Source organism: Stappia sp. TSB10P1A (assembly GCF_900185725.1).
Taxonomy (GTDB): Bacteria; Pseudomonadota; Alphaproteobacteria; order Rhizobiales; family Stappiaceae; genus Stappia.
The window spans coordinates 253,190-277,542 of record NZ_FYAU01000024.1 but is presented as its reverse complement, the minus strand read 5'-3'; the positions used below and the strand labels follow the sequence as shown (position 1 = coordinate 277,542).

Below are 24,353 nucleotides of genomic sequence, written 5' to 3'. Positions count from 1 at the left end.
GTCGATCCGCAGCCACTCCCTTCCTTCCTGATCCAGGTTGCCAAGACGGCGACGCGGGATCATACGCATCCACCCCTAGCAGAAGACCATCCATTGCCCATGCGGGAAATGAAACTCTCAGATCTCAAGATCAAGACGCCGACCGAACTCCTCGCCTTTGCGGAGGAGCATGAGGTCGAGAACGCCAGCACCATGCGCAAGCAGGAGCTGATGTTCGCCATTCTCAAGCAGCTCGCCGCCCAGGACGTCGACATTATCGGCGAGGGCGTCGTCGAAGTGCTGCAGGACGGTTTCGGTTTTCTGCGCTCGCCGGACGCCAACTACCTTCCCGGCCCGGATGACATCTACATCTCACCGTCGCAGATCCGCCGCTTCTCGCTGAGAACCGGCGACACGGTCGAAGGCGAGATTCGTAGCCCGAAGGAGGGCGAGCGCTATTTCGCGCTGCTCAAGGTCAATAAGATCAATTTCGAGGACCCGGAAAAGGCGCGGCACAAGGTTCATTTCGACAATCTCACGCCGCTCTATCCCGACGAGCGGCTGAAGATGGAAGTCGAGACGCCGACCGGGAGCAAGGACCTGTCGTCGCGGGTCATCGACCTGGTCGCTCCGCTCGGCAAGGGCCAGCGCGGCCTGATCACCGCTCCGCCGCGCACCGGCAAGACGGTGTTCCTGCAGAACATCGCCAAGTCGATCACCACCAATCATCCCGAATGCTATCTGATCGTGCTGCTGATCGACGAGCGGCCCGAGGAAGTCACCGACATGCAGCGTACGGTGAACGGCGAGGTGGTGTCCTCCACCTTCGACGAGCCGGCGGTTCGCCACGTGCAGGTGGCCGAGATGGTCATCGAGAAGGCCAAGCGCCTGGTCGAGCATGGCCGCGACGTGGTGATCCTGCTGGATTCGATCACCCGGCTGGGGCGCGCCTACAACACCGTGGTTCCGTCCTCGGGCAAGGTGCTGACCGGCGGTGTCGATGCCAACGCGCTGCAGCGGCCGAAGCGCTTCTTCGGTGCTGCCCGTAACATCGAAGAGGGCGGGTCGCTGACGATCATCGCCACGGCCCTGATCGACACCGGCAGCCGCATGGACGAGGTCATCTTCGAGGAGTTCAAGGGTACGGGCAACTCCGAGATCATTCTCGACCGCAAGATCTCCGACAAGCGCGTCTTCCCGGCCATCGATATCCAGCGATCCGGCACCCGCAAGGAAGAGCTTCTGGTCGAGCCGGTGAACCTGAAGAAGACGTTCGTGCTGCGCCGCATCCTCAACCCGATGGGGACGGTCGACGCCATCGAGTTCCTGCTCGACAAGCTGCGCCAAACCAAGTCGAACGACGATTTCTTCGACAGCATGAACACCTGACGGCGCTGCGCGGCATCGCCGCGACGCGGATACGAGATTCACGTGAAACACCCGCGGAGGTCCGAGATCTCCGCGGGTGTTGCTTTTTGCAGGACGGGTGTTTCACGTGAATCAGGTCGATTCGGAGGTGCAACGATGGCAGGCGAGGGCGAGGCGGGCCCGGTGATCGAAACCGCGAGGCTGCTGTTGCGTCCGTGGCGGGAGGAGGACAAGGCGCCCTTCGCCGCGATGAATGGCGACCCTTGCGTGATGCGCTACTTCCCCTCGGTGCTGAGCCGCGCTGAGAGCGATGCGATGGTCGACACGGCGCGGGCCCGTGCGGCGGCGGACGGGATCTGTTTCCAGCCGGTGATCGAGAAGGCGGGCGGGTCCTTCATCGGTTTCGTCGGCCTCAACCGGCCGAGGCATCCGCTGCCCTTCCTGCCCTGTATCGAGATCGGTTGGCGGCTCGCCCGTTCGGCGTGGGGACAGGGCTATGCCAGCGAGGCCGCGCGGGCATGGCTTCGATTCGGTTTCGAAACACAGGGTCTCGACGAGATCATCTCCTTCACCGCCGTGCTGAACGCTCCGTCGCGGCGGGTGATGGAGCGGATCGGCATGCGGCGGGACACGGCCGCGGATTTCGCTCATCCGGCAATCGATGGCGCAAGCCCCCTATCGCCGCATGTGCTTTATCGCCTCGGCGTGAAGGATTGGGCCTCTCACCGGGGCGGCGGATCTGGCAGCGCCGGCGACTACCCGGACTGAGGCTGGGCCTTAATGTCGGGACGCGAAGTGGGTAAGCGCTGGTCCGACATCGGCGGCGCTGGTTAGCGGCGCGCTGCAGGCTCCCCGCCGGCAGAGATAGAGGGTGGGGCGCCCGGCGCGGGCGGTCTTGCCATGCAGCGGGTGGCTGGCCGGGAAATCGTGGCCGTCCGAAACTTCCAGGCGGATGATGGCGGGATCGGCCAGGCGGGCAACGGCCCGGCGCAACGCCATCGCGCACTCGGACCGGTCTCCCTCGAGCGGCGTCACCAGCACCGCGAGCACTGCGTTTTCGGCGGTGTCTAGGGCGCTCAACAGGCTCGCCGTGCCGAAGACGTTGCCGACGATGTCGGCGGCGAAACCGGCAAGGATCGCCTCTGAGGTCTCCGCCAGCCTATCGTCGCCGAGGAGGTGCGACAGGCGCAGGAAGGCCTCAGCCGCCAGCCCGTTGGCATTGGGAACGGCCTCGTCCATTGGCGAGAACGGCCGTATGATGATGTCGTTCGCCTCGCGTGAGGCGAGGTAGTAGCCGCCACCCTCATGGGCAAAGTCCCGATCGAGCCGGCGGCCGAGGTCGAGGGCGTCGGCGAGAAATCGATTCGCCTCCGACATGGACCACGAGGTTTCGGCGAGGGTGACGGCGGCCTTCATCATTGCCGCAAGGTCGCTGGCAAATCCCGGCCGGGTGAGGCGACCTCCGCACCAGGCGTGGGCGAGGCGACCCTCGTTGTCGCGCATGTGATCCATGACGAAGCCATAGGCATCGATGGCGAGCCGGCGCCAGGATTCACGTGAAACACCTTCCAGGCGGAAGAGATACTCGGCCTCCGCCAGCGCGGCGATGGTCAAGCCGTTCCAGTCGGCGAGGACCTTGTCGTCTCGCGCCGGGGGCACCCGGTTTTGACGGGCGTTGAGCAGCGCGGCGCGGGCGGCGGGATAGGGCGCGGCGCCCGCGCCCGGGCCGGCGCGCGGTGGCGACAGGCGGTTCGGAATGCTGGCGCCCTCGAAATTGCCACAGGCGCTGATGTCATAGGCCTGGCAGAAGGCAAGGCAGGCATCGCGGTCGAGGACCCTCGCCACCTGATCCGGCGTCCAGACATAGAAGCGGCCCTCCTCGCCCTCGCTGTCGGCATCGAGGCTTGCGGCGAAGGCCGGCCCGTTCATCATCTCCCGCTGCAGCCAGCCGACGGTCTCATCGAGTCGGATCCGGAACAACTCGGTGAGCGATGGGGAAAGATCGGCGAGGGCGAGCGCGCGGGCGAGGTGAGCGATGTATTGGGCGTTGTCATAGAGCATCTTCTCGAAATGCGGCACCAGCCAGCGCTCGTCGACGGAATAGCGGGCAAGGCCGCCACCGACATGATCGTAGATGCCGCCGTTGCTCATGCGTTCCAGCGTCAGCACGCAGGCATCAAGAGCCTCGGCAGAGCCGCTGCGCAGGGCCGCGCGCCAGACGAGTTCGCTGACGCAGGCCTGGGGAAATTTGGGTGCGCCGCGGATGCCGCCATGGGTCGTGTCGTAAAGGCCGGCGAGGCGCAGGCCGGCGGTGACGGCAAGGTCCGGCGGCAGGGCGCCGGCCGCTTGGGGGCGGGCCGCCGCCAGATGGGTCATCAGAGCCTTGCGGTTGGTCTCGATTCGGCTCCGATCCATTCGATAGGCACGGTCGACCGCCTCCAGGACCTCGATGAAACCGGGTCGCCCCCAACGGGAGGTTCTGGGGAAATAGGTGCCGCCCCAGAAGGGCTCTCCCTCGCTGGTGAGGAACATCGTCAGCGGCCAGCCACCCTGCTGGCCAAGGGCATGCAGCGCGGTCATGTAGATCTGGTCGATGTCCGGGCGCTCCTCCCGGTCGACCTTGATATTGACGAAGAGGCGGTTCATGACCGCGGCGACGTCCGGATCTTCGAAGCTCTCATGGGCCATGACATGGCACCAGTGGCAGGCGGCGTAGCCGACCGAGAGGAGGATGGGCTTGTCGGCGGCGCGGGCCTCGGCCAGCGCTTCCGGTCCCCAGGGACGCCAAGCGACCGGATTGTCCTTGTGCTGCAGCAGATAGGGGCTGGTGGCGCCGGCCAGACGGTTGTCGGTCATGGGCCTCTCCGATATCAGGGCGTGGCAGGCTCCGGCCAGGGAAGCGGGCGGAGCCGATGATGGTTGTTGAGGAAAGGCTAGGTCAGTCGATGTCTGGAGCCAAGGGAAAGCGGATGGGGGGAGGCAATGAGACGCTGCCCGGGCGCGATACGATCTTTGCCCTGTCCAGTGGGGCGGTGCCCGCTGGTGTGGCGGTGATCCGCCTGTCCGGCGAGGGAACCCGATTCGCCCTCGAAACGATGTGCGGGACCTGCCCGGCGCCGCGCCGTGCCTCCGTGCGCGAGCTGCGACGGCCGGCGGATGGCTCCGTTCTCGACCGGGCGCTGATGCTGTGGTTTCCCGGCCCCGCCAGCTTTACCGGAGAGGACGTTGCCGAGTTCCATTGCCATGGCGGACGCGCGGTGGTTTCCGCGGTGCTGGAGGTGCTTGGCAGCCTACCGGGATGCCGGCCGGCCGAGGCGGGGGAGTTTACCCGCCGGGCTTTCGACAATGACCGGATGGATCTGCTTGAGGTCGAGGGCCTCGCCGATCTGATTGCGGCGGAAACGGAAGCGCAGCGGCGGCTGGCGATGAGCCAGGCCGGCGGCGCGCTGGCGGCGGTCTATGACGGCTGGCGCGGGCGGCTGACCCGCGCGCGGGCCTTGGTGGAGGCGGAGTTCGATTTCGCCGACGAGGAGGACGTGCCCGACGATGTCTCCGCCCTGGTGTGGGAGGAGGTTGCTCGCCTGCGCGAAGAGATCGCCGGGCATCTTGCCCGGTCGCGGCGGGCCGAGCGGCTGCGCAGCGGCGTCCAGGTGGTGCTGCTCGGTGCGCCGAACGCCGGCAAGTCGAGCCTTTTGAACGCGCTGGCGCGGCGGGATGTCGCCATCGTCACGGAAGAGGCGGGAACCACCCGCGACGTCATCGAGGTGCATATGGATCTCGACGGTTATCCGGTGACGTTGGTCGACACGGCGGGCCTGCGCGAGGCGGCGGGACTGGTCGAGCGGGAGGGCATCCGCCGGGCGCTTGCGCGGGCCGAGGATGCAGACCTGGTGCTGTGGCTTGTCGCGCCGGAGACGGACCCTTCCAGCGGAGAGTCATCTCCGCCGCCGCATGCAACGACTGCCCTCTGGCGGGTCGAGACCAAGGCCGATACGGGAACGGGGTGGCCGGCGGCAGCAGCGGGGGAGCGAGACTTCCGCCTGTCCGTGCGCAGCGGCGAGGGAGTCGATGCGCTGCTTGCTGCGCTGGCGACGTTTGCGGCACAACATGTCGGCGGGGTGGACGAGCCGCTGGCCGCGCGGGAGCGGCACCGGCGGCATCTGGAGGACTGCCTGGCGGCGCTTGGTGAGGCGCTGGCGGAGTGCCGATCGCTGGAAATCCGCGCCGAGGACCTGCGGCGGGCTGGGGAGTCGCTGGGGCGGATTGCTGGACGCGTCGGCGTGGAGGACCTGCTGGACGTGATTTTCCGAGAATTTTGTATCGGGAAGTAAACGAGCGTTTCACGTGAAACAGCAGGAATCGAGGATCGATTCAAACCCGTAATGAAGACTCATCCGAAACGGATGTCAGACAGAGGCCGGTAACGCTGCTTATCTTTGACCGCTGCGCCGGTTTTCGGGTATCACCGGCCGCAAGAGGTATCCACGCAAGGCGGATCGCGGACCTTTCCCGTGTCGCCTGCAGGCCCCGAGCGCGATCTTCGCCGGCGCGGGCAGAGGCTGAAAGCACATGACCAGGACAAAGGGCGGCAATGTCGCCAAGCCTGTCTTCGATGTGATCGTCATCGGCGGCGGCCATGCCGGCTGCGAGGCCGCGAGCGCCAGCGCACGGCTGGGCGCCCGCACTGCGCTGGTCACGCATAGCTTCTCCACCATCGGCGTGATGTCCTGCAACCCGGCCATCGGCGGCCTCGGCAAGGGACATTTGGTGCGCGAGGTCGATGCGCTGGACGGATTGATGGGCCGAGTGGCCGACCGGGCCGGCATCCAGTTTCGTCTGCTCAACCGGCGCAAGGGCCCTGCGGTGCGCGGGCCGAGGGCTCAGGCCGACCGCAGGCTCTATCGCAAGGCGATGCAGGAGGCGATCCGCGAGACCGCCAATCTGGAGGTCGTCGAAGGGGAGGCGGCGGAGCTGACGGTCGAGGCCGGACATGTCGGCGGGGTGGTGCTGGCCGACGGGCGGCGGCTGGTCACCGGTGCGGTGGTGCTGACCACCGGCACCTTCCTGCGCGGGGTCATTCATATCGGCGAGCGCAAGATCGCCGCCGGACGGGCCGACGAGGCGCCGTCGAACCTGTTGTCGGCCTCGCTGCTCTCGCATGGGTTCGAGCTCGGCCGGCTCAAGACCGGCACGCCGGCACGGCTGGATGGTCGCACGATCCATTGGGAACGGCTGGAGGAGCAGAAGGGCGATTCGGATCCGGAACCATTTTCGGAGCTGACGAGCGCCATCACCACGCCGCAGGTGTCCTGTCACATCACCCGTACGACGCTGCGGACCCACGAGATCATCCGCGACAACCTGCATCGCTCGGCGATGTATTCCGGCGAGATCGTCGGCCGCGGGCCGCGCTACTGTCCTTCGATCGAGGACAAGGTGGTCCGCTTCGGCGATCGCGACGGCCATCAGGTTTTCCTGGAGCCGGAAGGGCTGGACGATCCGACGGTCTATCCGAACGGCATCTCGACCTCGCTGCCGGAAGATGCGCAGCTTGCCTTCCTGCGGACCATTCCGGGGCTGGAGGATGTCGCCGTGCTGCGGCCGGGCTATGCCATCGAATACGACCACATCGATCCGCGGGAGTTGGGTCGTACGCTCGAGACGCGCCGGGTCGGGGGCCTGTTCCTGGCCGGCCAGATCAACGGCACGACAGGTTACGAGGAAGCGGCCGCGCAGGGGCTGGTCGCGGGGCTGAACGCGGCGCTGAAGGCGGGCGGCCGGGCGCCCGTCGTCTTCGGCCGCGACAGGGGCTATCTCGGGGTGATGATCGACGATCTGGTGACCTGCGGCGTCAACGAGCCCTATCGGATGTTCACCTCGCGGGCCGAGTACCGGCTGTCGTTGCGGGCGGACAATGCCGACCAGCGGCTGACGCAGATGGGCATGGAGATCGGCTGCGTCTCGGCGGAGCGTGCCTCGCGGTTCGAGGCAAAGTGCCGGGATCTGGCGCGGGCACGCGAGGTGCTCTCTGGCCTGGTGCTGACCCCGGAGGAGGGGCGGCGCGCCGGCCTGCCGATCAACCAGGACGGGGTGCGGCGCTCCGCCTTCGAGTTGCTGTCCTACCCCGATATCGACCTCGACAAGCTGGCCGTCGTGTGGCCGCAGGAGATCGGAGCGCTCGCCCCGAAGATCGCCGCGCAGGTGGCGATCGACGCGCTCTACGCGGTCTATCTGAAGCGGCAGGAGGCGGACATCGATGCGTTGCGCCGCGACGAGGATCTGCTGCTGCCGGCTGGCCTCGACTATGCGCTGGTCAAGGGCCTGTCCAACGAGGCGCGGCAGAAGCTCGAAGCCGCGCGGCCCGAGACGCTGGGCCAGGCAGCGCGGATCGACGGGGTGACGCCGGCGGCGCTGACGCTGCTTTTGTCGCATGTGCGCAAGGCGCAAAAGGCCGGGTCCCGCGCGGGCGGCCGGGAGGCCGTGGCATGAGCCGGCCGGCGCGGCTGACCGTCGATGACGGACCGGAAGTGCTTCACGGAATTTTCGAAGTTTCACGTGAAACAGTGGAGCGCTTGACCACTTACGTGAATTTGCTCCTGCATTGGCAGAAGGCGCAGAACCTCGTGGCGCCGTCGACCTTGCCCGAGGCTTGGCGACGGCATGTCGCCGACAGTCTGCAGGTGGTGGCGTTGGCGCCGGAGGCCGCCCGCTGGGTGGATCTCGGTAGCGGCGCCGGCTTTCCCGGCCTGGTGACGGCGATGGTGCAGATGGAGCGCCTGCCCGGTGCGCATGTGCATCTGATCGAGAGCAACAGCCGCAAGGTCGCCTTCCTGCGCACGGTGATCCGCGAGACGGGCTGTCCGGCGACGGTTCATGCGGCGCGTATCGAGGACGTGTCGGGGGACCTAGCCGGCGAGGTCGAGGCGGTGTCGGCGCGGGCGCTGGCCGATCTTTCCGAGCTGCTGGCCTATACGGAGCCCTTCTCGAATCACGGCGCACCTGCGATTTTCCACAAAGGAAAAAATTTCCGCGACGAGGTCGCGCGTGCCGCTCACGCTTGGGAGTTCGATCTGGTAGAAAGGGAGAGCCTCATCGATCCCGACAGCCGGCTCCTCAAGATCACGGGGATCCGGCCGCGCGGTGCGACAGGGAAAGGCCAGACCGGATGAGCATGCTTCCTCAGTCTCCGCGCGTCCTCGCGCTCGCCAACCAGAAAGGCGGCGTCGGCAAGACGACCACCGCAATCAATCTCGGGACCGCGCTCGCAGCGATCGGCGAGCGGGTGCTGGTCGTCGATCTCGACCCGCAGGGCAACGCCTCGACAGGCCTCGGCATCGACCGGCGCAGCCGCGACATCTCGACCTATGACGTACTGATCGGCGATTGTTCGCTGGCCGAAACGATCCAGGACACGGCGGTGCCGCGCCTGTGGGTGGCGCCGTCCACCATGGATCTGCTCGGCGTCGAGCTGGAGATCGCCAGCCGCCCGGATCGGGCGCACCGGCTGCGCAAGGCGATCCATGAACTGGCGGGGCAGGGGCGCCAGGCGGCGCCGGCGGACTTCACCTATGTGCTGATCGACTGCCCGCCCTCGCTGAACCTGCTGACGATCAACGCCCTGTCGGCCAGCCACTCGATTCTGGTACCGCTGCAATGCGAGTTCTTCGCGCTGGAGGGCCTCAGCCAGTTGCTCAGCACGGTCGAGCAGGTGAAGGCGGCGCTGAACCCGGAACTGTCGATCCACGGCATCGTTCTGACGATGTATGACAGCCGCAACAATCTCTCGGCCCAGGTGGTCGCCGACGTGCGCGAGACCATGGGCGATGCGGTGTACGAGACGATCATTCCGCGCAATGTGCGGGTGTCCGAGGCGCCGTCCTACGGCAAGCCGGCGCTGCTCTACGATCTGAAGTGTTCGGGCAGCCAGGCCTACCTGCGGCTGGCCTCGGAGATCATCCAGCGGGAGCGGACGCTGCGCGGCGTCGCGGCGTAACGATTCGGATGCGCAACGGTGCGCGCGGCCGACAACAAGAACAGGCAGTGACGATGGCGGATGACGACGGTGGAAAGAAAAAGCGGCTGGGCCGGGGGCTCGCCGCGCTGATCGGCGAGGTGGGGACGGAACCGCCGGCGGATCCGCGGCCACCCCGCGACACGCGGCGGGTGCCGATCGAGTTCCTGACCGCCAATCCGCGCAACCCGCGCAAGACCTTCACCGAAAAGGATCTGGAGGATCTGACCAACTCGGTGCGCGAAAAGGGCATCGTGCAGCCGCTTCTGGTGCGTCCGGTCGCCGGCCGCGACAACGCTTATGAGATCATAGCCGGCGAGCGCCGCTGGCGGGCGGCGCAGCGGGCGGGCCTGCACATGGTGCCGGTGGTGGCGCGCGAGGTCACCGATCAGGAAGCGCTGGAACTCGCCATCATCGAGAACGTGCAGCGCGCCGACCTCAACCCGATCGAGGAGGGGCTTGGCTACGATCAACTGGTGCAGGACTTCTCCTATAGCCAGAGCGAGCTGGCCAAGGTGATCGGCAAGAGCCGCAGCCATGTCGCCAACACGCTGCGCCTGCTGAAGCTGCCGAATTCGGTCAAGGACTATCTGGCGGAAGGCCTGCTGACCGCCGGTCACGCGCGAGCGCTGATCACCGCGGAAGATCCGGCGGCGCTGGCCGAATTGATCGTCGAGAAGGGGCTGAATGTTCGCGAGGCGGAAAAGCTGGCGCAGGACCCGCAGGCACTGACCCGCTCGCGCGCTGCGAAGACGGAAAGGCCGGACAAGGACGCGGATACCAAGGCGCTGGAGAAGCGGCTGACCGATACGCTGGGGCTGAAGATCGCCATCGCCCACAAGCCGGACAAGGGCGCCGGTGAGCTGAAGATCAAATACGCTTCGCTGGAGCAGCTCGACGAGATCTGCCGGTTGCTCGGCGTCCAGGGCTGAACGATCGATTCGGCTGCGGTCCGATCCCGCTGACCTGCGAAGCGAAGCCTGGCGGCGCCCCGAACGTCAGCGGGTCTTGCATTTAACTCATTGATTTTCAAATCATAATGGAGATTGTTCCACCTCCGGTGGAGGTCTTGCGTCAGTCGGTGTCGACCGCCTCGTCGGCTTCCAGGATGCGCCGCAGACGGGAGAAGGCAAGGCGGATGCGCGATTTCACCGTGCCGAGCGGCAGACCGGTTTCCTCGGCGATCTGGCTGTGCGACAGGCCGGAGAAGAAGGCACGGCGGATCAGGTCGGCCTGCTCCTGCGGCAGCGCCTGCATGGCCTCGCGGACCCGATCCTCGCGCTGACGGGCATCGAGTTCCTCGTCCTGGTCTTCCGGCGCGGGGGGGCGCAGGGTCGGGTCTTCGGCATCGATGAGGGCGGAGCGGTCGCGTCGCAGGGAATCGATGCGCCGATTGCGGGCGATGCGAAACAGCCAGGTCGCGGCGGTGGCCCGGCTTGCGTCAAAAAGTCCCGCCTTGCGCCAGAGGGTGATCATCACCTCCTGGGTCAGCTCCTCGGCAGTCGCGGCATCGGAGCCGAGCCGCATCAGATAGGACTTGATGCGCGGGGCGAAATGGTCGAACAGCGACGCGAAGGCAGTCCGGTCGCGATCTCGGGCCACCTGCAGGATCAGAAGCGAGAACCGGTCCTCAACGGCCACGATCACGCAGCTCCCGTCCGCATCGAAGGGATGCGCATCCGGTGTGTCGGGTCGGTCTGGTCCATGTGTCCTTCTTCGTTCGAAACTGCGAGGCGGTTCGGGGAGGCCCCCGGCAGGCGACGTCGGCAACTGTCCAAATAGCCCATGTCGCGCGTCCCGTCGACGTGCGCGTGCCGCTGCGACGCGCTCCTGCAACATCAGACCGGGCCGGGCGGTTTCGTCAATCCCCGGAAGGGGTAAAGACAGCTTGGCAAAAGTGTCACACTCTTGCCCGATTTGTACCGGCAGCGTGCGCCATCCAGCGATCGTAGCGGGTTTGCGAAGCCGTCTGACGGCTTTTCGAGAATATCAACCCTTTCGTAACCTGCTGGGCGATAACCTTAAGACAAGGTGACGATTGCTCAGCAAATTCGATCCATTCCGGATGGTTAGCAGTAGCGGTTTAGGAGATGATGCAAGCAAGAACGCTCTTCCCGGCTCTTCTGGCACTCGTCCTTACGGGTGTGTCGGCGCACGCCCAGACGCCGACCCTTGTCAGTCAGCACAATAACTGGGACGCCTATTCCTATGGCGGTTCCAAGGGCAAGGTTTGCTATGCCTTGTCCAAGCCGACCAAGCTCTCGCCGAGCGATCGCAATCACGGAGACGTGTTCTTCTTCGTGTCGAACCGGCCCGGCGAGAACGTCAACAACGAACCCAGCGTGATCGTCGGCTATGCCTTCAAGGAGCAGTCGTCGGTGTCCGTCGACGTGGACGGCCAGAAGTTCACGATGTTCACCAAGAACGACGGCGCCTGGATGGCCAATGCGACCGAGGAGCGTCAGCTCGTCGCCGCGATGAAGGCCGGTCGTGGCATGGTCGTTACCGGCGTTTCGGCGCGCGGCACGCAGACCACCTACGACTTTTCGCTGTCCGGCGTGACGGCGGCGATCACGGCGGCGGATCGGGCCTGCCAATAAGGCCCGCCGCCACGCGCTGATCGCACCCCGGGATCTGCTCCCGCCGAGCCTGCGCTGCGAAGCGGAGCGGCTTCGCGCGGGGCGCATGTGCTTTGGGGCTCACAAACGGCCCGGCTTGCTGTATAAGATGCCGTGATCCGAACCGTCCCGCCCCGACAAGGCGCGGGACGGTTCGGGCTTTTCGGGCGGTGGCCGCATTGGCGCCGCCTTTTCGGCGTTTCCCTTTCGGGATTCGTTCTTTCGGGGTTTGCCCTTTGGGAATTTGCGCCGGGCGGCGGTTTGAACTGTGCCCCGCAAGGCCGCGGCGCCCCTGTCTCACGGACCGACGACATGAGCCTGATGCAGCACGACTCCGCAACCAGCAGCCTGATGGCCGCTCCGGCACCGCAAGCGCGACCTGCGGCGCCGGCGGGCGAGGACAAGCCGGTTCTGGTCGGTCTCGACCGGGAGGAACTGGCCGAGGCGCTGGCCGGCATCGGCGTGCCACAGCGGCAGTTGCGCATGCGCGTTGCCCAGCTCTGGCACTGGCTCTATGTACGCGGCGCGTCCGACTTCGCCGAGATGACCAATATCGCCAAGGACCTGCGCGCACAGCTTGCCGAAGCCTTCAGCATCCGTCGCCCCGAAATGGTGTCGGAGCAGATTTCCAGTGACGGCACCCGCAAGTGGCTGTTCCGCTTTCCCCCGCGCGGGGCCGGGCGGCCGGTCGAGATCGAGACCGTTTACATTCCCGAGGAGGGACGCGGCACGCTCTGCGTCTCCTCGCAGGTCGGCTGCACGCTCACCTGCACCTTCTGCCACACCGGCACCCAGCGGCTGGTGCGCAACCTGACGGCGGAGGAGATCCTCGCGCAGATCCTGGTCGCTCGCGACCGTCTCGGCGACTTCCCCAAGGGCGAGACGCCTGCCGGGGCGGCGGTGCCGAGCGAGGGCCGGCTCGTCACCAACATCGTGATGATGGGCATGGGCGAGCCGCTCTACAATTTCGACAATGTCAAGAAGGCGCTGCTGATCGCTTCGGACGGGGAGGGGCTGTCGCTGTCGAAGCGGCGAATCACCCTGTCGACCTCGGGCGTGGTGCCGATGATCGAGCGCACGGGCGCCGAGATCGGCTGCATGCTGGCGATCTCGCTGCATGCGGTGCGCGACGACTTGCGCGACGAACTGGTGCCGATCAACAAGAAGTGGAACATCGCCGAGCTGCTCGATGCCTGCCGGGCCTATCCGGGGCTGAACAATGCCCGCCGCATCACCTTCGAATACGTGATGCTGAAGGACGTCAACGACAGTCTCGCCGACGCGCGCGAACTGGTGCGCCTGCTCAAGGGCATTCCGGCGAAGATCAACCTGATCCCGTTCAATCCCTGGCCGGGCTCGCCCTACGAATGCTCCGACTGGGAGCAGATCGAGGCCTTTGCCGAGGTGGTCAACCGGGCGGGCTATGCCTCGCCGATCCGCACGCCGCGCGGCCGCGACATCTTCGCCGCCTGCGGCCAGCTCAAGTCGGAATCCGAGCGCATGCGCGCCCGCGACCGGGCCGCTGCCGAAACCGCTGCGAGCTAGGTGATGATCGACGGCGGCAAGCTTCTTGCCCAGTGCATCCGGATCGTCGTGGGGCTGGTTCTGGCCTTCGTGGCCGCCGCCGCCTTCGTCGCGTTCGGCCTGTTGCGCGGGCTGCAGGATCCCGCCGGCGATCCGGTGGTGATCGGCCTTAGCTTCGGCTGGTCTCTGGTTGGGGCCAGCCTCATCGGTGGACTGGCCTTCGCCCCGGCGCTGGCCGCCGTGGTGCTGGCGGAGGCGTTGCGGCTGCGCGGAGTGGTCTTTCATCTGGCGGCTGGCGGCGCCATCGCGACCGTCCTGTGGTGGTCCGGCGAGGGCCCGGCCCACTTGCAGGCGGATGTCCGGCCCGGCACGATCGTCGCAGCGGCGACGGGCTTCCTGGCGGGCTTCGTCTATTGGGTGGTCGCCGGGCGCCAATCGGGATGCTGGCGGATCTCGGCGCGGGACACGCGCGAGGACTGACGCCGCAATCGGTTTTTGATCACATCGCCTTCAATCACACCGTTTTCAATCACGCCGTTCTCAATCAAACTGGCAGACCGCGCGCAGCGCGGCGCTCCCGAACCCGGTGCAGGGTCGGCAGGGCGGGCGACGTCCTCGCCGTCTCGTCGATCAGCCGGTCGGAGGTGTCTTCGATCGTCTCGACCATATGTGTGTGGAACGTCTCGATGTCGAGGCCGGGTGCGATCGGCGGCAGGAACTCGACAAGCACGGTGCCGGGATAGAGTCGCCAGCCGCGGCGCGGCCAGAACAGGCCGGAATTCAGCGCCACGGGCAGGACCGGCGCCTCCAGCGACCGATAGAGATGGGCGACGCCGTGCTTGTAGCGCGGCTCCTCGCCGGCTCCTCGCCGGGTGCCTTCCGGAAAGATCAGGATCTGCCGGCCTTCGGCCACCGCCTCGCGGGCCCGCTGGGTCATGGCGGCTAGCGCCAGGGCGCGCTTGCCCCGGTCGACCGGGATCTGGCGGAATTTCGCCGTGTACCAGCCGAAGATCGGAATGTAACGCAGCTCCCGCTTCAGCACATAGGTTGGCGAGGAGAAGAGCGGCAGAAGCGCGAAGGTCTCCCAGGCCGACTGATGCTTGGCGGCGACGATGCAGCCGCCCCGCGGAATGTTCTCCAGCCCGCGGAACTCGACCTTCATGCCGACGATCCATTTCAGCAGGAACAGCTCGACCCTGGCCCAGAATGGCACCAGCGGCCAGCCGCGCCGCCGCGGCATCAGGAAGACCGGCAGGCCGGCGATCATCAGGACCAGGGTGCTGATGTAGAATAGCGCCTGAAACAGCAGCGAGCGAAGAAGCAGCATCGATCTCAACCGGTTGCGGTGTGGAACTACCGGACGCGCCGCAAGCGGCGCCCGCCAGGATCCCGTGCGACTTGCCTCCGACGCAAGCCGCATGGACGGCACCGTTACGGCGCCGACGTTTCCATAACCGCGATCCGCAGCCAGGCAAGCAGATATTTCAGGTGCTCGCGCGCCAGCAGCAGCGCCGTGCGCGGCTCTTCATGCCAGCGCTCGGGGGCGAGATCGGCTGTCTGCACCGGCACGGGCACGAGGTCGAAGTCGCTCATGGTCGAGCGGAGCTCGAGCAGGGCGCGCGGCATGTGATAGGCGCTGGTAACGACGAGAAGACGGGCAAAGCCGTTCTCGCGAGCCCATTTCGCCGTCTCGGAAGCGTTTTCCAGGGTGTTGTTGGCGTTCCTGTCGAGGTCGACGCAACAGGAGAACAGCGACAGGTCGCTGGCGGTGGAGATGACGATCTGCTGCGGCGTGGTTTCGGGATGGACGCCGGAAATCAGCAGGCGCTCGGCATTGCCGGCCTGCAGCAGGGCCAGTGCATGCTTGACGCGCTCGCTGCCGCCGGTAAGGACGACGATGGCGTCGGCGCGGGCCGCGTCGTTGCTGTCATAGCCGGCGACGGTGGCGGCGAAGCGCAGGAAGGAGCCCGCATAGAAGCCCAGGCCGGCAACGAGAAGGCCGCTTGCCAGGATGCGCAGCAACCGTCGGCCGCGCGAGCGGGCTCGCCCGTCTGCCGGCGGCGTCGCCCCGGCCGTCCCACCGGCCGTCCCACCGGCCGTGGTCTGCTGGTCGTCCTGCGAACTCATCGGCTGAGCCTGCCCCTCGGCCTTCCTTTCACGCGGTCTGATATCCGCCCGGTCGGCGGATGCAAGAGGGCGAATCGCCTGCATGCGTCTCTCGGCTAACTAAGGCGCAAGCCGGCCGGTTTTTCCACCCCCGCGCGGTACGGTCGGACGGGGCAAAGGTGGCCGGTGGCCGGTGGCCGGTGGCCGCTGCGCTGGTTCACCCCGCATGGCAGATCTTCGCGGCAGCAAGATGTTGCAAACGCGGCACGGCGATGGGCAGGCACGGTATCGGTCTTTCCCGGGCAGCTTCAGCGCATCATTGCGGCGAAAGCACGCAGCGAGGCGGCAAGACGGCGGCGCAGGCCGGCGGCCCGGCGGCGGACGGTGGCCGAGAGCCGGTCATAGCCGCCGCGCCAGCGCCGGGCGCGGGCTTCGGCGCCCGGCAGCCGCCAGAGCAGATGGCGAACGCCGAGGATGACCAGAAGGGTCAGGCACCAGGAAATCAGCGTGTCGGACAGGAAGTGGCCGCCGAAAGCGACGCGGTTGGCGGACAGCACAAGGACCAGCGGCAGGATCACGGCGAGGACAGTGCGGCGCCAGGCCGGGGGAGCGAGAATGGCAAGGGTGATCAGCCAGAGGCTGGAGGAGGCCTCGCCAGAGACGAAGGAGCAGTTGCTGCCGCAATGGTCGCTGATCCGCCAGACGCTCACATAGGGCGCGTCCCCGCCGAACAGGTCCACCGCGTTGGGGCGCGGCCGACCCCAGTTGTCCTTGAGGAGGGCGTTGACCAGCAGGCCGGGGCCGAGCGCCAGGGTTGACAGCAGGAAGACGGGCGCCCGCAGCGGCAGGCGTTCGGGCAACGGGCCGGCGACGAAGGGCCACAGGAGGACGGCAAGACAGAGGCCGGCGATCAGCTTGACGAGGAAGGGGCCGAGCTCGCGCAGGCGCTGCAGGAACGGGTCCTGCGCCAGGATGAAGCCGGCGTCGGGATGGTGGAAGAGCCGGGAGGCGGCGATATCGAGGCCGGGGAAGGCAAGGAAAAGGCCGGTGACGATGAGGAGACAGGTGCAGACGACAAGGGCGAGGGCGCCCGTTTCGCCGGCGGCAAGGCGCGCCGGGAAGCGGAAGCCGCGCGAGGCCGTGGAGGGGGGGGTGTCGGTCATCGCGCCTGCATTAGCGGTTGTCTTGCGGGTCCGGTTGAGGGGTTATAGCGATCTGGCTCCTCCTGTCCAAGGGCGGCGCCGTGCCGATGCGGCTGCCGGTCGCAGCCGCCGCGAGGAAAGGAAGCCGTCATGTCGCGTCCGATCGTCCAGTTCTGGTACGAGTTCGCCTCCACCTACAGCTATCCGGCCGCCATGCGGATCGAGGATCTGGCGGAACGGCGCGGCGTCGAGCTGCGCTGGCGACCGTTCCTGCTCGGTCCGATCTTCGCGCAGGTCGGCTGGACCACCTCTCCCTTCAACCTGCTGCCGGCGAAGGGGGCCTATATGTGGCGCGACTTGGAGCGGATCTGCTCTGCCGCGGGACTCCCGTTCCGCCGGCCCGAGCCGTTTCCGCAGAACGGTCTCAAGGCCGCACGCATTGCCACGGCGCTGGCACCGGAGCAGGTGGCGCGGTTCTCGCGGGCGGTCTATCTGGCGCAATTCGGCGAAGGCTGGCGGATCGACAATGAGACGGTGCTCGCCACTCTGGCCGCCCATGCCGGGGCGGAGGCGGATGCGATCCTCGCGCGTGCCGCCAGCGACGACGTCAAGGCACGGCTGCGCGGCAGCGTCGAGGAGGCGAAGAGGCTCGGCATTTTCGGCGCGCCGAGCGTCACCTGTGCGGATGGCGAGCTGTTCTGGGGCAACGATCGGCTGGAACAGGCGTTGGACCATGCGCTGGACACCCATGCGGCCGGCTGAGCCCCACCTCGTGCACCCGGCGGTGCCCCGGTTGTCCGCGGCCATGGCCGCGACATCTTCCCGCCACCATTTTCGGCAAGATGACAGCATCCCGGGAACGGGAACGAGGATCGGAAGGACGTGTCCCGCAGCGATGGCGATACGCAGTGACACTGCAATGGCGGCAGGATCCGCGCCGCGCGGCGCGGACCGGCTTGCCTTTGCCCTTGGACTTGCCTGTGCCTTGGGGCTGGCTGGAACCCTTGCCGGAGCGTTTGCCGCGGGACCTGCCTTCGCCGAGGGGCGGGACGGTCTTCCGGACGCCTGCCGGAACACGGCGGGCGACGAGATTCTGGACGCGCGCGCCGAACCCGGCGAGCCGCATGTGTGGCGCAGCGCCAGTGGTGAACTGCTGCGTCAGGCCGAGCTTGTCATGGTGACGGATGAGGCTCCAGCCACCGGTCAGGCCGGCGCGCGGCTGCGCTTCGTGGCGCTTGGCGAGGGGACGGATCGGTGGGAGCGCCGCTCCGGCCATCTGGTGCTCGATCCCGGCGAGCGGTGGCTCGCCCGCGAACTGGTGCGCGCCGGACAGGCGATCGTCGGTCCCAGGCTTGCCGGGCGCGACTGTCTCGAATACCTGCTGCGCGAGGAACAGACGGCACGCCGTCGCAAGGTCGGTCTCTGGCGGCACGAAAGGGTGTGGTCGGCGCATGACCCGGACGTGCTGTTGGCCGAGCGCAACGGCCGCTATACGTTGGTGTCCGGCCGCGTGGCGTCGGTCGGGGAGACCCGTTCGATGATCTACCTGAATTTCGGCGGCCGCTGGAGCCGCGATTTCACCGCGACGATCCGCGCGGAGCGCAAGGCTGTCTTCGCCGCCGCCGGGCTTGACCTTGCGTCTCTTGGCGGGGCAGCTATTCGCTTGCGCGGGATGATGCGGCAGTCGGGTGGCCCGTCCATCGATCTGGAGCATCCCGCGCAGATCGAGCGGCTCGACAGGAATGGCGATCGGCGGTGAAGAGGCTCTTCAGAACAGCAACGCGTCCGGACCGATCCCGGCGGCCGCGCCGCCTGCGGCTCGCGGCGGCGCTGGCCTCGGCGCTGCTCCTGTCCGCGTGCCAGTTTTCCGGCACCACCCCGATCGAGATCGGTACGCCGGCGCCGGGCAGCCTGCGGCCGGGAGTTGCCTCGGATCTGGGCGCGCGGGAACACCCGCGCGTGGTGGCGACTTATGGCGGCGTTTATGAGGATCGCGGGGCGGAGCGCGCCGTGGCGCAGGTGGTCGGCCGGCTGGTCGAGGCATCCGACGACCCGTCGCAGAGCTATCGCATCACCATCCTGAATTCGCCGGCGGTCAATGCCTTCGCGCTGCCGGGCGGCTATCTCTATGTGACGCGCGGCCTGCTGGCGCTGGCGACCGATACGTCCGAGGTGGCGGCGGTGCTGGCGCATGAGATGGCCCATGTCACGGCCAATCACGCGATCAAGCGTCAGCAGCGAGCCGAGGCGACCGAACTGGCCGGGCGGGTGCTCGGCAATGTGGTGCGCGACCCCGACCAGCAGCGCGCGGCCATCGTCTCCTCGCAACTGTCCTTCGCCCGCTTCTCGCAGATCCAGGAACTGGAGGCCGATGCCGTCGGTGTCCGCACGCTGGCCAAGGCGCGCTACGATCCCTTCGCCGCCGCGCGATTCCTCACCGCCATGGGCCAGTTCGCCGCCTTCCAGTCCGCGCAAGGGGCGGGCAAGGGCGCGCCCGACTTCCTGTCCTCGCATCCGACGACGCCGGAGCGGGTGCAGACGGCGGTACGCGCGGCGCGGCAGGTCGGGGCTCCCGGTCTCGGCGAGCGCGACCGCGATGCCTATCTCACCAAGATCGACGGCATGCTCTACGGCGACGATCCGCTGGAGGGCTATATCCGCGGACGCTCGTTCCTGCACAAGGCGCTGGGCATCAGCTTCACCGCGCCGCCGGGTTATGTGCTTGAAAACTCCCCGGAAGCGGTGCTCGCCAGCAATCCGAACGGCACGGCGCTGCGCTTCGACGGCGCGGATCTGACCGATTTCCCCTCGCTCACCGCCTATATGACCAGCGGCTGGATCAACGGTCTGATCCGCGACAGCGTGCGCGAGGAAACGGTGAACGGGCTGCCGGCGGTCACGGCTTCGGCGGTGACCGAGGGCTGGTCCTTCCGCATCGCGGTGGTCCGCATCGGGCGTACCGGCTACCGCTTCATCTTCGCCTCGCGAGCCGGCGGCGAGGCGTTTACCCGCGACTACGAGGCGACGATCAGGAGCTTCCGGCAGCTCACGCCGACGGAGATCGCGCGGCTGCGGCCGCTGCGCATCAAGGTGATCCGGGCCGATGCCGGCGATACGCCCGAGCGGCTCGCGGTCGGGATGAGCGGTATCGAACCAGCGCGCCGGCTGGAGCTGTTCTCGATCCTCAACCAGACGCCGCCGGGCGAAGTCATTCCGGCCGGCACGCCGCTGAAGCTGGTGGTCGACTAGGCGGAGGCGAACCGGGCAACGGGAGACGCAGATGCAGCAGCAACATGCAGGCGGATGCCTGTGCGGCAATGTGCGGTTCGTGGCAAGGGGGCGCCCCTATCGCGTCGGCCTGTGCCATTGCCTCGACTGCCGCAAGAGCCATGGCGCGCTGTTTCATGCCTCGGCGATCTTTCCGGCCGATGCGGTGACCACCGAGGGCGAGACCGGCGACTATCAGGGCCGGTTCTTCTGCCCGCGCTGCGGATCTCCGGTCTTCGGGCGCAGCGGCGACGAGGTGATGATCAATCTCGGCGCGCTCGATGCGCCCGACCAATTCACGCCGACCTATGAATTGTGGACCGTCCGCCGCGAGGCGTGGCTCCCGGCGTTTCCGCTGAAACACCGCTACGAGCACGACCGTCCAGACGACAGCCGCACCGGGGATTAGACAGCCAAGCGCGTCATCTCCCTGCCGCTAACCGCCGTCGACCTTGGCGTAGGGCTGCTGCTGGTGGCCGGCGAGATAGGCGAGGGAGCCGAGGCCGGAGGCGATCTGCTTGGCGGCCTTGAAGGCGCGGCGGCGCCCGCCCTCCGGCGAGACGGCAAAGCTTGCGGCGGCCGGCACGAACAGGAACGTGCCGCCGACGATACGGCCTACGCCCTTCAACAGGCTGCGCAGGGCGGCTTTCTTCTTGCCGGCGCGCTTTTCGTGCAGGCGCGAGATGTTGCCGGCGACGCGGAAGGTACGGCTGAGCTGCCAGCGCAGGGTGGTGCGGTTGACCGGGACGAGTTCCTCCACCAAGGCGTCGGGGATCCAGACGATGCGCCCGCCGGCATCGTGGACGCGAGTGAAGAAATCCGTATCGCTGCCGCCGGTAAAGCGCATGGACCCGTCGAAATGCAGGCCGAGGCCGCCGGCCTCGCGCGCCCGGAACACCCGGGTGTCGACCAGCGTGTTATGGCCTTCCGCCTTGGTCAGCACCGTGCCGGAGGGGCGTTTGTTGACCTGCGTGGGCACCATCCATGAGGGCGTTTCGGGCGGCCAGGTGTAGAGGACACGGCCATAGTGGACTTCGGCAGGGAGGGCGCGGGTCGCCTCGACCATGGTCTCCAGCCAGCCGGCATGGGCGATCTCGTCGTCGTCGATATAGAGCACCCGGTCGAATCCGGCGCCTTCGGCGAAGGTGCCGCAGCGGTCGCGCGCGAAGGGAATGCCGAGCTCGCGCTCCAGCACATAGTGGATGGTCCAGCCGGTCTCGGCCGCGACCTCTTCCGCAACAGAGCGCGACGTCTCGCGGTCATGGTTCTCGACCACGACGATCTCGGCCCGGACCCAGTCCGGCACGGCCTGTGCGCAGACGGAGGCAAGGCAGGCCCGCAGCATCTTCGGCCGTTCTCTCGTGCAGATGGCAACGCAGAGTTTCATCAGCGCGCAGGTCCCCGTATCCCGGCCCGAGAAGGGCCTGTTCCCGTCAGGGGAGTACCTGTTTCTCAGAGCAGAATCCAGCCGGCGGGAAAGAGTTCGTCGACATAGACCCGGCGCAGCTCGTCGCGGGCGAACCATTTACGCGGGGCGATGACGTGGCGGTCCGGGTTGCGACTGAGCCACGCGCCCCACCAACTGAAGCTCGAATTGGCGATGACATGATGGGCGCAGCGGCTCATCAGGTGAAGATCCTGCTCGCGGCTCTGGCCTTCGATCAAGATGCGGCGGGGCAGGTCGCGCGTCAGATCGTCGGCAGCCGAAATGTCGTCGGAAAAGACCAGCCACGTCGCCTCCGGCACCAGGCGCGCCATCAGCCCGGCCGCGCGGCTGTAGTGCTCGGTGCCGAGCAGGCCATGGGTGGCCGTGGTCTTTGCGTTGGCGGCGTAGTCGCCGCGCCGCACATGCAGGCACACGCTGGTGGGCAGGTCGGCGAGCGCAAGGCGGGCAGGGTCCAGGGTCGCGGCGACGTGGTCGAGCGAGAACAGCGCGCGGATGTCATCCCGGCAGTCGGCGAAGAACTGCTCCGACTGGAAATATCCGGACAGATAGGTGCCGGGGCCGAGGCCGGAAAAGCCGTCGCCGTGGCAGAAGTCCTTCTGGACATAGCGCGGACCGGCCCACAGCTTCTGCCGCTTCTTGCCGCTGCTGCGCCCCAGTGCGCCCAGCACGCGCGCCTTCAGCGAGGTCGTGTCGGGCTGCCAGATCCGTGGCGCGAGGCCGAAAACGTTGAGACCGAAGGCGGCATGGGCCAAGTCCAGCTCCAGCGGATCGACGAGCAGTTCGACGCCGAGGCGCTTGGCCAGCGCATGGCCGGCGGCATATTGAAACATCTGGTTGCCGAGCCCGCCCCAGATCCGAACGCAGACCGGAGCGCGGTCTTGCGCCATTTCCGTCTCCGTCCGTTTCGTGCCCCCGGCCGCCATCTCTCGCCCCGCTGCTGCTGCATCGCTCTTGTTAGTCGGCATCGGGACGTCGAACAAGCGGGCTCCTACCAGGGATGTATCTCGCCGTTCCATTGCAGGAAACTGCCAGTGTCCGCCATCGACAGGCGGGTGGCGACGGAAAAGATGCCGGCGGCACTCTCCTGCGGGTCGATCTCGGCGCTGCCGCCGCCCATGCTGGTGCGCACCCAGCCCGGATGCATCACGACGACGCAGATGCCATCCGCTTCGAGATCGATGGCCAGTCCCTGCATCGCCTTGTTCACCGCCGCCTTGGAACTGCGATAGGCGTAGCTGCCGCCTCGCGGACGGGCGAGCGATCCCATCTGGCTGGAAATCGTGACGATGCGCGGATTCGCCGCCCGCCGAAGCTGCGGCCGCAACGCCACCGCCATGCGCATCGGCGCCAGCGTGTTGACCTGCAGCTCGCGCTCCCAGGCGGCGAAGTCGAGATCGTCGAGCGTCTGGTGCGGATTGAGCACGCCGGCATTGTTGATCAGCAGGTCAACGGGCGCCTCGCCAAGCGCCTCGGCAAAGGCGGCGACGGATCCGGCATCGGTCACATCGAGCGGGTGGACGGTCAGGCGATCCGGATGGCCGGCCGCGAGGTCGGCCAGTGCCATGGCGCTTTCGGGCGCACGGCAGGCGGCATGGATACGCCAGGCCCCGTCGGCGAGGAAACGGCGCACGAGCTCCAGTCCGATGCCGCGATTGGCGCCGGTGACGACGAGTGTGGAGGTGGCAGGGGAGGTCATGGGCAGGACTCCGGCTGGCGGCGCTGCGCGCGCGGGCGAGACGATGACAGGCTTGGTAAACGCGGCTACAAGGTCGCGCAAGCAGGCGTTGGCCCCAACGGTCGGCGCAGGAGGCCTTCAAGACGGATTGCAGCGATGAGCAGCGAGCGGATAGCCCCTTTCCTCGGAACCTGGATCCTTGATCTCGACGAGAGCGAATTCGATCAGAGCGAGTTGCCGCAAGCCGCTACCTGCCGCATCGAGGAGGAGTTCGGCCTGGTGAGCATCCGCATGTCGATCCTTTCGGCGAGCGGTGAGGAGATCGGCGGCGAGATCACCGGTGTGCCCGGTGCGCCGGGCGCGCGCCTGTCGGAAAGCGGGCTCGCCGACAGGCTGCTGCTCTATTTCGAGGACGAGTACACGCTCACCTCGGAAGCGAAACGCGGCGATCTCACCTTGATGACGGCCCGGAGACGGCTTTCCGATGACGGGCAGAGCCTGGAGGTGGAGCAGAGCGTGGTGGTGCCCGGCCAGGGGCCGGTGATCAATACCGGCATTTATCGCCGCGCCCAGTAGCAGCGGCAGCATCGGCGCGGTCAGATCAGGTCGGGCCAGCGCATCAGGGCGAGAATCGCACCCCAAAGCAGCAGCGACAGCAGGCCGGCAAGGCGGAAGCGGGAGATGGTGCCGCGCGAATCAACCTGATCGAGCAGCCGCCAGGCCGGAACCAGACGCAGCAGCAGCGCGTTGACGGCCAGCGCGGCCAGCATCCCGGCCTTGACCTGGAACGCAGGATCGGCAGCGACCGCGAACGGGCGTGTCGACATCAGCGCGATTCCGCTCGCCAGCGCAAGCAGAAGGCCGACGAGGGCGGTCTGGCCGAGGACGCGGGCAAGATCGGCCAGCGGCGCATTGCGCCAAAACCCGATCAGCCGCAGGTTGAGCGGCAACAGGGCGCCGACCAGCACCAGCGCGCCGAAGAGGTGTACGGCGGCGGCGGCTTCGCGCAGCTTCGCGGATCCCGCCATGGTGCGGGCAAGCTGCGACGAGCCGAGAAACTCGAGAAACGGGGCGATGTCGGGCATGTCCCTTTCCACTTTCCGCGAAACCGTCGATCCTTCGCAATAGCCTGATTCCGTGTCCGGGTCCTGTCGACGGACGGGATTTCGGCGGGCGAAGGCGATTTTTGTTGCAAGGCCGGGCAGGGCGGATACGC

General features: G+C 67.3%; 24 protein-coding genes. 15 read left to right on the top strand and 9 right to left on the bottom strand.

Translation table 11 applies throughout. The annotated features are described in order from the left end of the window. The first annotated feature begins 99 nt into the window (after positions 1-99). Both rho and TSB10P1A_RS09905 read left to right on the top strand, forming a co-directional pair. Complete coding sequence (rho, locus tag TSB10P1A_RS09910; RefSeq protein ID WP_186387747.1) at positions 100-1,368, top strand: transcription termination factor Rho; 1,269 nt, start codon at positions 100-102, stop codon at positions 1,366-1,368. Between the two features lie 135 nt (positions 1,369-1,503). Further along, positions 1,504-2,115: a GNAT family N-acetyltransferase gene (locus tag TSB10P1A_RS09905; RefSeq protein ID WP_186387746.1), complete on the top strand. Its 612-nt coding sequence runs from the start codon at positions 1,504-1,506 to the stop codon at positions 2,113-2,115. Between the two features lie 9 nt (positions 2,116-2,124). Here TSB10P1A_RS09905 and TSB10P1A_RS09900 read toward each other — a convergent pair whose 3' ends face one another. Next, a complete protein-coding gene (locus tag TSB10P1A_RS09900) occupies positions 2,125-4,203 on the bottom strand; it encodes a thioredoxin domain-containing protein (RefSeq protein WP_186387745.1) in 2,079 nt (692 codons plus the stop codon). Between the two features lie 134 nt (positions 4,204-4,337). Between TSB10P1A_RS09900 and mnmE the strand changes: the two genes are divergently transcribed. The 5 genes from mnmE (at position 4,338) to TSB10P1A_RS09875 (ending at position 10,290) form a co-directional block, all read left to right on the top strand. After that, complete coding sequence (gene mnmE, locus TSB10P1A_RS09895) at positions 4,338-5,678, top strand: tRNA uridine-5-carboxymethylaminomethyl(34) synthesis GTPase MnmE (protein WP_186387914.1); 1,341 nt, start codon at positions 4,338-4,340, stop codon at positions 5,676-5,678. A gap of 238 nt (positions 5,679-5,916) precedes the next feature. Beyond that, complete coding sequence (gene mnmG / locus TSB10P1A_RS09890; RefSeq protein WP_186387744.1) at positions 5,917-7,836, top strand: tRNA uridine-5-carboxymethylaminomethyl(34) synthesis enzyme MnmG; 1,920 nt, start codon at positions 5,917-5,919, stop codon at positions 7,834-7,836. After that, positions 7,833-8,516 (top strand): 16S rRNA (guanine(527)-N(7))-methyltransferase RsmG, encoded by a 684-nt coding sequence (gene rsmG, locus TSB10P1A_RS09885; RefSeq protein ID WP_186387743.1) that lies wholly within the window; start codon positions 7,833-7,835, stop codon positions 8,514-8,516. Before mnmG ends, rsmG begins: the two co-directional genes overlap by 4 nt. Then, entirely contained in the window at positions 8,513-9,340 is an 828-nt protein-coding gene (locus TSB10P1A_RS09880) for a ParA family protein (RefSeq protein ID WP_186387742.1), read from the top strand. Before rsmG ends, TSB10P1A_RS09880 begins: the two co-directional genes overlap by 4 nt. A gap of 53 nt (positions 9,341-9,393) precedes the next feature. Beyond that, positions 9,394-10,290: a ParB/RepB/Spo0J family partition protein gene (locus TSB10P1A_RS09875; protein ID WP_186387741.1), complete on the top strand. Its 897-nt coding sequence runs from the start codon at positions 9,394-9,396 to the stop codon at positions 10,288-10,290. Between the two features lie 142 nt (positions 10,291-10,432). Here TSB10P1A_RS09875 and TSB10P1A_RS09870 read toward each other — a convergent pair whose 3' ends face one another. Next, positions 10,433-10,999 carry a sigma-70 family RNA polymerase sigma factor gene (locus TSB10P1A_RS09870; RefSeq protein ID WP_305849846.1) on the bottom strand — a complete coding sequence of 189 codons (567 nt, stop codon included), beginning with the start codon at positions 10,997-10,999 and terminating at the stop codon, positions 10,433-10,435. A gap of 449 nt (positions 11,000-11,448) precedes the next feature. On the opposite strand from TSB10P1A_RS09870, the gene TSB10P1A_RS09865 reads away from it, so the two are divergent. The 3 genes from TSB10P1A_RS09865 to TSB10P1A_RS09855 all read left to right on the top strand — a co-directional run bounded on the left by TSB10P1A_RS09865 (position 11,449) and on the right by TSB10P1A_RS09855 (position 13,980). Continuing rightward, the gene (locus tag TSB10P1A_RS09865; protein WP_186387739.1) at positions 11,449-11,958 is read left to right on the top strand and encodes an invasion associated locus B family protein; all 510 of its coding nucleotides are present in this window, start codon (positions 11,449-11,451) and stop codon (positions 11,956-11,958) included. A gap of 369 nt (positions 11,959-12,327) precedes the next feature. Next, positions 12,328-13,521: a 23S rRNA (adenine(2503)-C(2))-methyltransferase RlmN gene (gene rlmN, locus TSB10P1A_RS09860; protein ID WP_244293068.1), complete on the top strand. Its 1,194-nt coding sequence runs from the start codon at positions 12,328-12,330 to the stop codon at positions 13,519-13,521. 3 nt (positions 13,522-13,524) lie between these two features. Then, a complete protein-coding gene (locus TSB10P1A_RS09855; RefSeq protein ID WP_186387737.1) occupies positions 13,525-13,980 on the top strand; it encodes a translation initiation factor IF-3 in 456 nt (151 codons plus the stop codon). 64 nt (positions 13,981-14,044) lie between these two features. Here the strand turns inward: TSB10P1A_RS09855 and TSB10P1A_RS09850 are convergent, their stop codons facing one another. From TSB10P1A_RS09850 to TSB10P1A_RS09840, 3 genes are all read right to left on the bottom strand, one after another. After that, positions 14,045-14,827, bottom strand: a complete 783-nt coding sequence (locus TSB10P1A_RS09850; protein ID WP_186387736.1) for a 1-acyl-sn-glycerol-3-phosphate acyltransferase — start codon at positions 14,825-14,827, stop codon at positions 14,045-14,047. A 104-nt stretch (positions 14,828-14,931) separates the two neighbouring features. Continuing rightward, a complete protein-coding gene (locus TSB10P1A_RS09845) occupies positions 14,932-15,627 on the bottom strand; it encodes a YdcF family protein (RefSeq protein ID WP_186387735.1) in 696 nt (231 codons plus the stop codon). Positions 15,628-15,914: 287 nt separating this feature from the next. Continuing rightward, complete coding sequence (locus TSB10P1A_RS09840; protein ID WP_186387734.1) at positions 15,915-16,769, bottom strand: phosphatase PAP2 family protein; 855 nt, start codon at positions 16,767-16,769, stop codon at positions 15,915-15,917. 129 nt (positions 16,770-16,898) lie between these two features. Here TSB10P1A_RS09840 and TSB10P1A_RS09835 point away from each other — a divergent pair, with 129 nt between their 5' ends. The 4 genes from TSB10P1A_RS09835 to TSB10P1A_RS09820 all read left to right on the top strand — a co-directional run bounded on the left by TSB10P1A_RS09835 (position 16,899) and on the right by TSB10P1A_RS09820 (position 20,424). Further along, the gene (locus TSB10P1A_RS09835; protein WP_186387733.1) at positions 16,899-17,510 is read left to right on the top strand and encodes a 2-hydroxychromene-2-carboxylate isomerase; all 612 of its coding nucleotides are present in this window, start codon (positions 16,899-16,901) and stop codon (positions 17,508-17,510) included. A gap of 157 nt (positions 17,511-17,667) precedes the next feature. Further along, positions 17,668-18,507 (top strand): thermonuclease family protein, encoded by an 840-nt coding sequence (locus TSB10P1A_RS09830; RefSeq protein ID WP_186387732.1) that lies wholly within the window; start codon positions 17,668-17,670, stop codon positions 18,505-18,507. Then, positions 18,504-19,997, top strand: a complete 1,494-nt coding sequence (locus tag TSB10P1A_RS09825) for a M48 family metalloprotease (protein WP_208987059.1) — start codon at positions 18,504-18,506, stop codon at positions 19,995-19,997. The genes TSB10P1A_RS09830 and TSB10P1A_RS09825 overlap by 4 nt, the downstream gene beginning before the upstream one ends. Positions 19,998-20,028: 31 nt before the next feature. Beyond that, on the top strand, positions 20,029-20,424 hold the full coding sequence (locus tag TSB10P1A_RS09820) for a GFA family protein (RefSeq protein WP_186387731.1): 396 nt from the start codon (positions 20,029-20,031) through the stop codon (positions 20,422-20,424). Between the two features lie 27 nt (positions 20,425-20,451). Here the strand turns inward: TSB10P1A_RS09820 and TSB10P1A_RS09815 are convergent, their stop codons facing one another. The 3 genes from TSB10P1A_RS09815 to TSB10P1A_RS09805 all read right to left on the bottom strand — a co-directional run bounded on the left by TSB10P1A_RS09815 (position 20,452) and on the right by TSB10P1A_RS09805 (position 23,158). After that, positions 20,452-21,402, bottom strand: a complete 951-nt coding sequence (locus TSB10P1A_RS09815; protein ID WP_186387730.1) for a glycosyltransferase family 2 protein — start codon at positions 21,400-21,402, stop codon at positions 20,452-20,454. 65 nt (positions 21,403-21,467) lie between these two features. Further along, positions 21,468-22,349 carry an alpha-1,2-fucosyltransferase gene (locus TSB10P1A_RS09810; protein ID WP_186387729.1) on the bottom strand — a complete coding sequence of 294 codons (882 nt, stop codon included), beginning with the start codon at positions 22,347-22,349 and terminating at the stop codon, positions 21,468-21,470. Positions 22,350-22,450: 101 nt separating this feature from the next. Then, on the bottom strand, positions 22,451-23,158 hold the full coding sequence (locus TSB10P1A_RS09805) for an SDR family oxidoreductase (protein WP_186387728.1): 708 nt from the start codon (positions 23,156-23,158) through the stop codon (positions 22,451-22,453). A 135-nt stretch (positions 23,159-23,293) separates the two neighbouring features. Here TSB10P1A_RS09805 and TSB10P1A_RS09800 point away from each other — a divergent pair, with 135 nt between their 5' ends. After that, a complete protein-coding gene (locus TSB10P1A_RS09800; protein WP_186387727.1) occupies positions 23,294-23,713 on the top strand; it encodes a hypothetical protein in 420 nt (139 codons plus the stop codon). Between the two features lie 20 nt (positions 23,714-23,733). Here the strand turns inward: TSB10P1A_RS09800 and TSB10P1A_RS09795 are convergent, their stop codons facing one another. After that, the gene (locus TSB10P1A_RS09795) at positions 23,734-24,222 is read right to left on the bottom strand and encodes a hypothetical protein (protein WP_186387726.1); all 489 of its coding nucleotides are present in this window, start codon (positions 24,220-24,222) and stop codon (positions 23,734-23,736) included. Between the last annotated feature and the right edge of the window lie 131 nt (positions 24,223-24,353).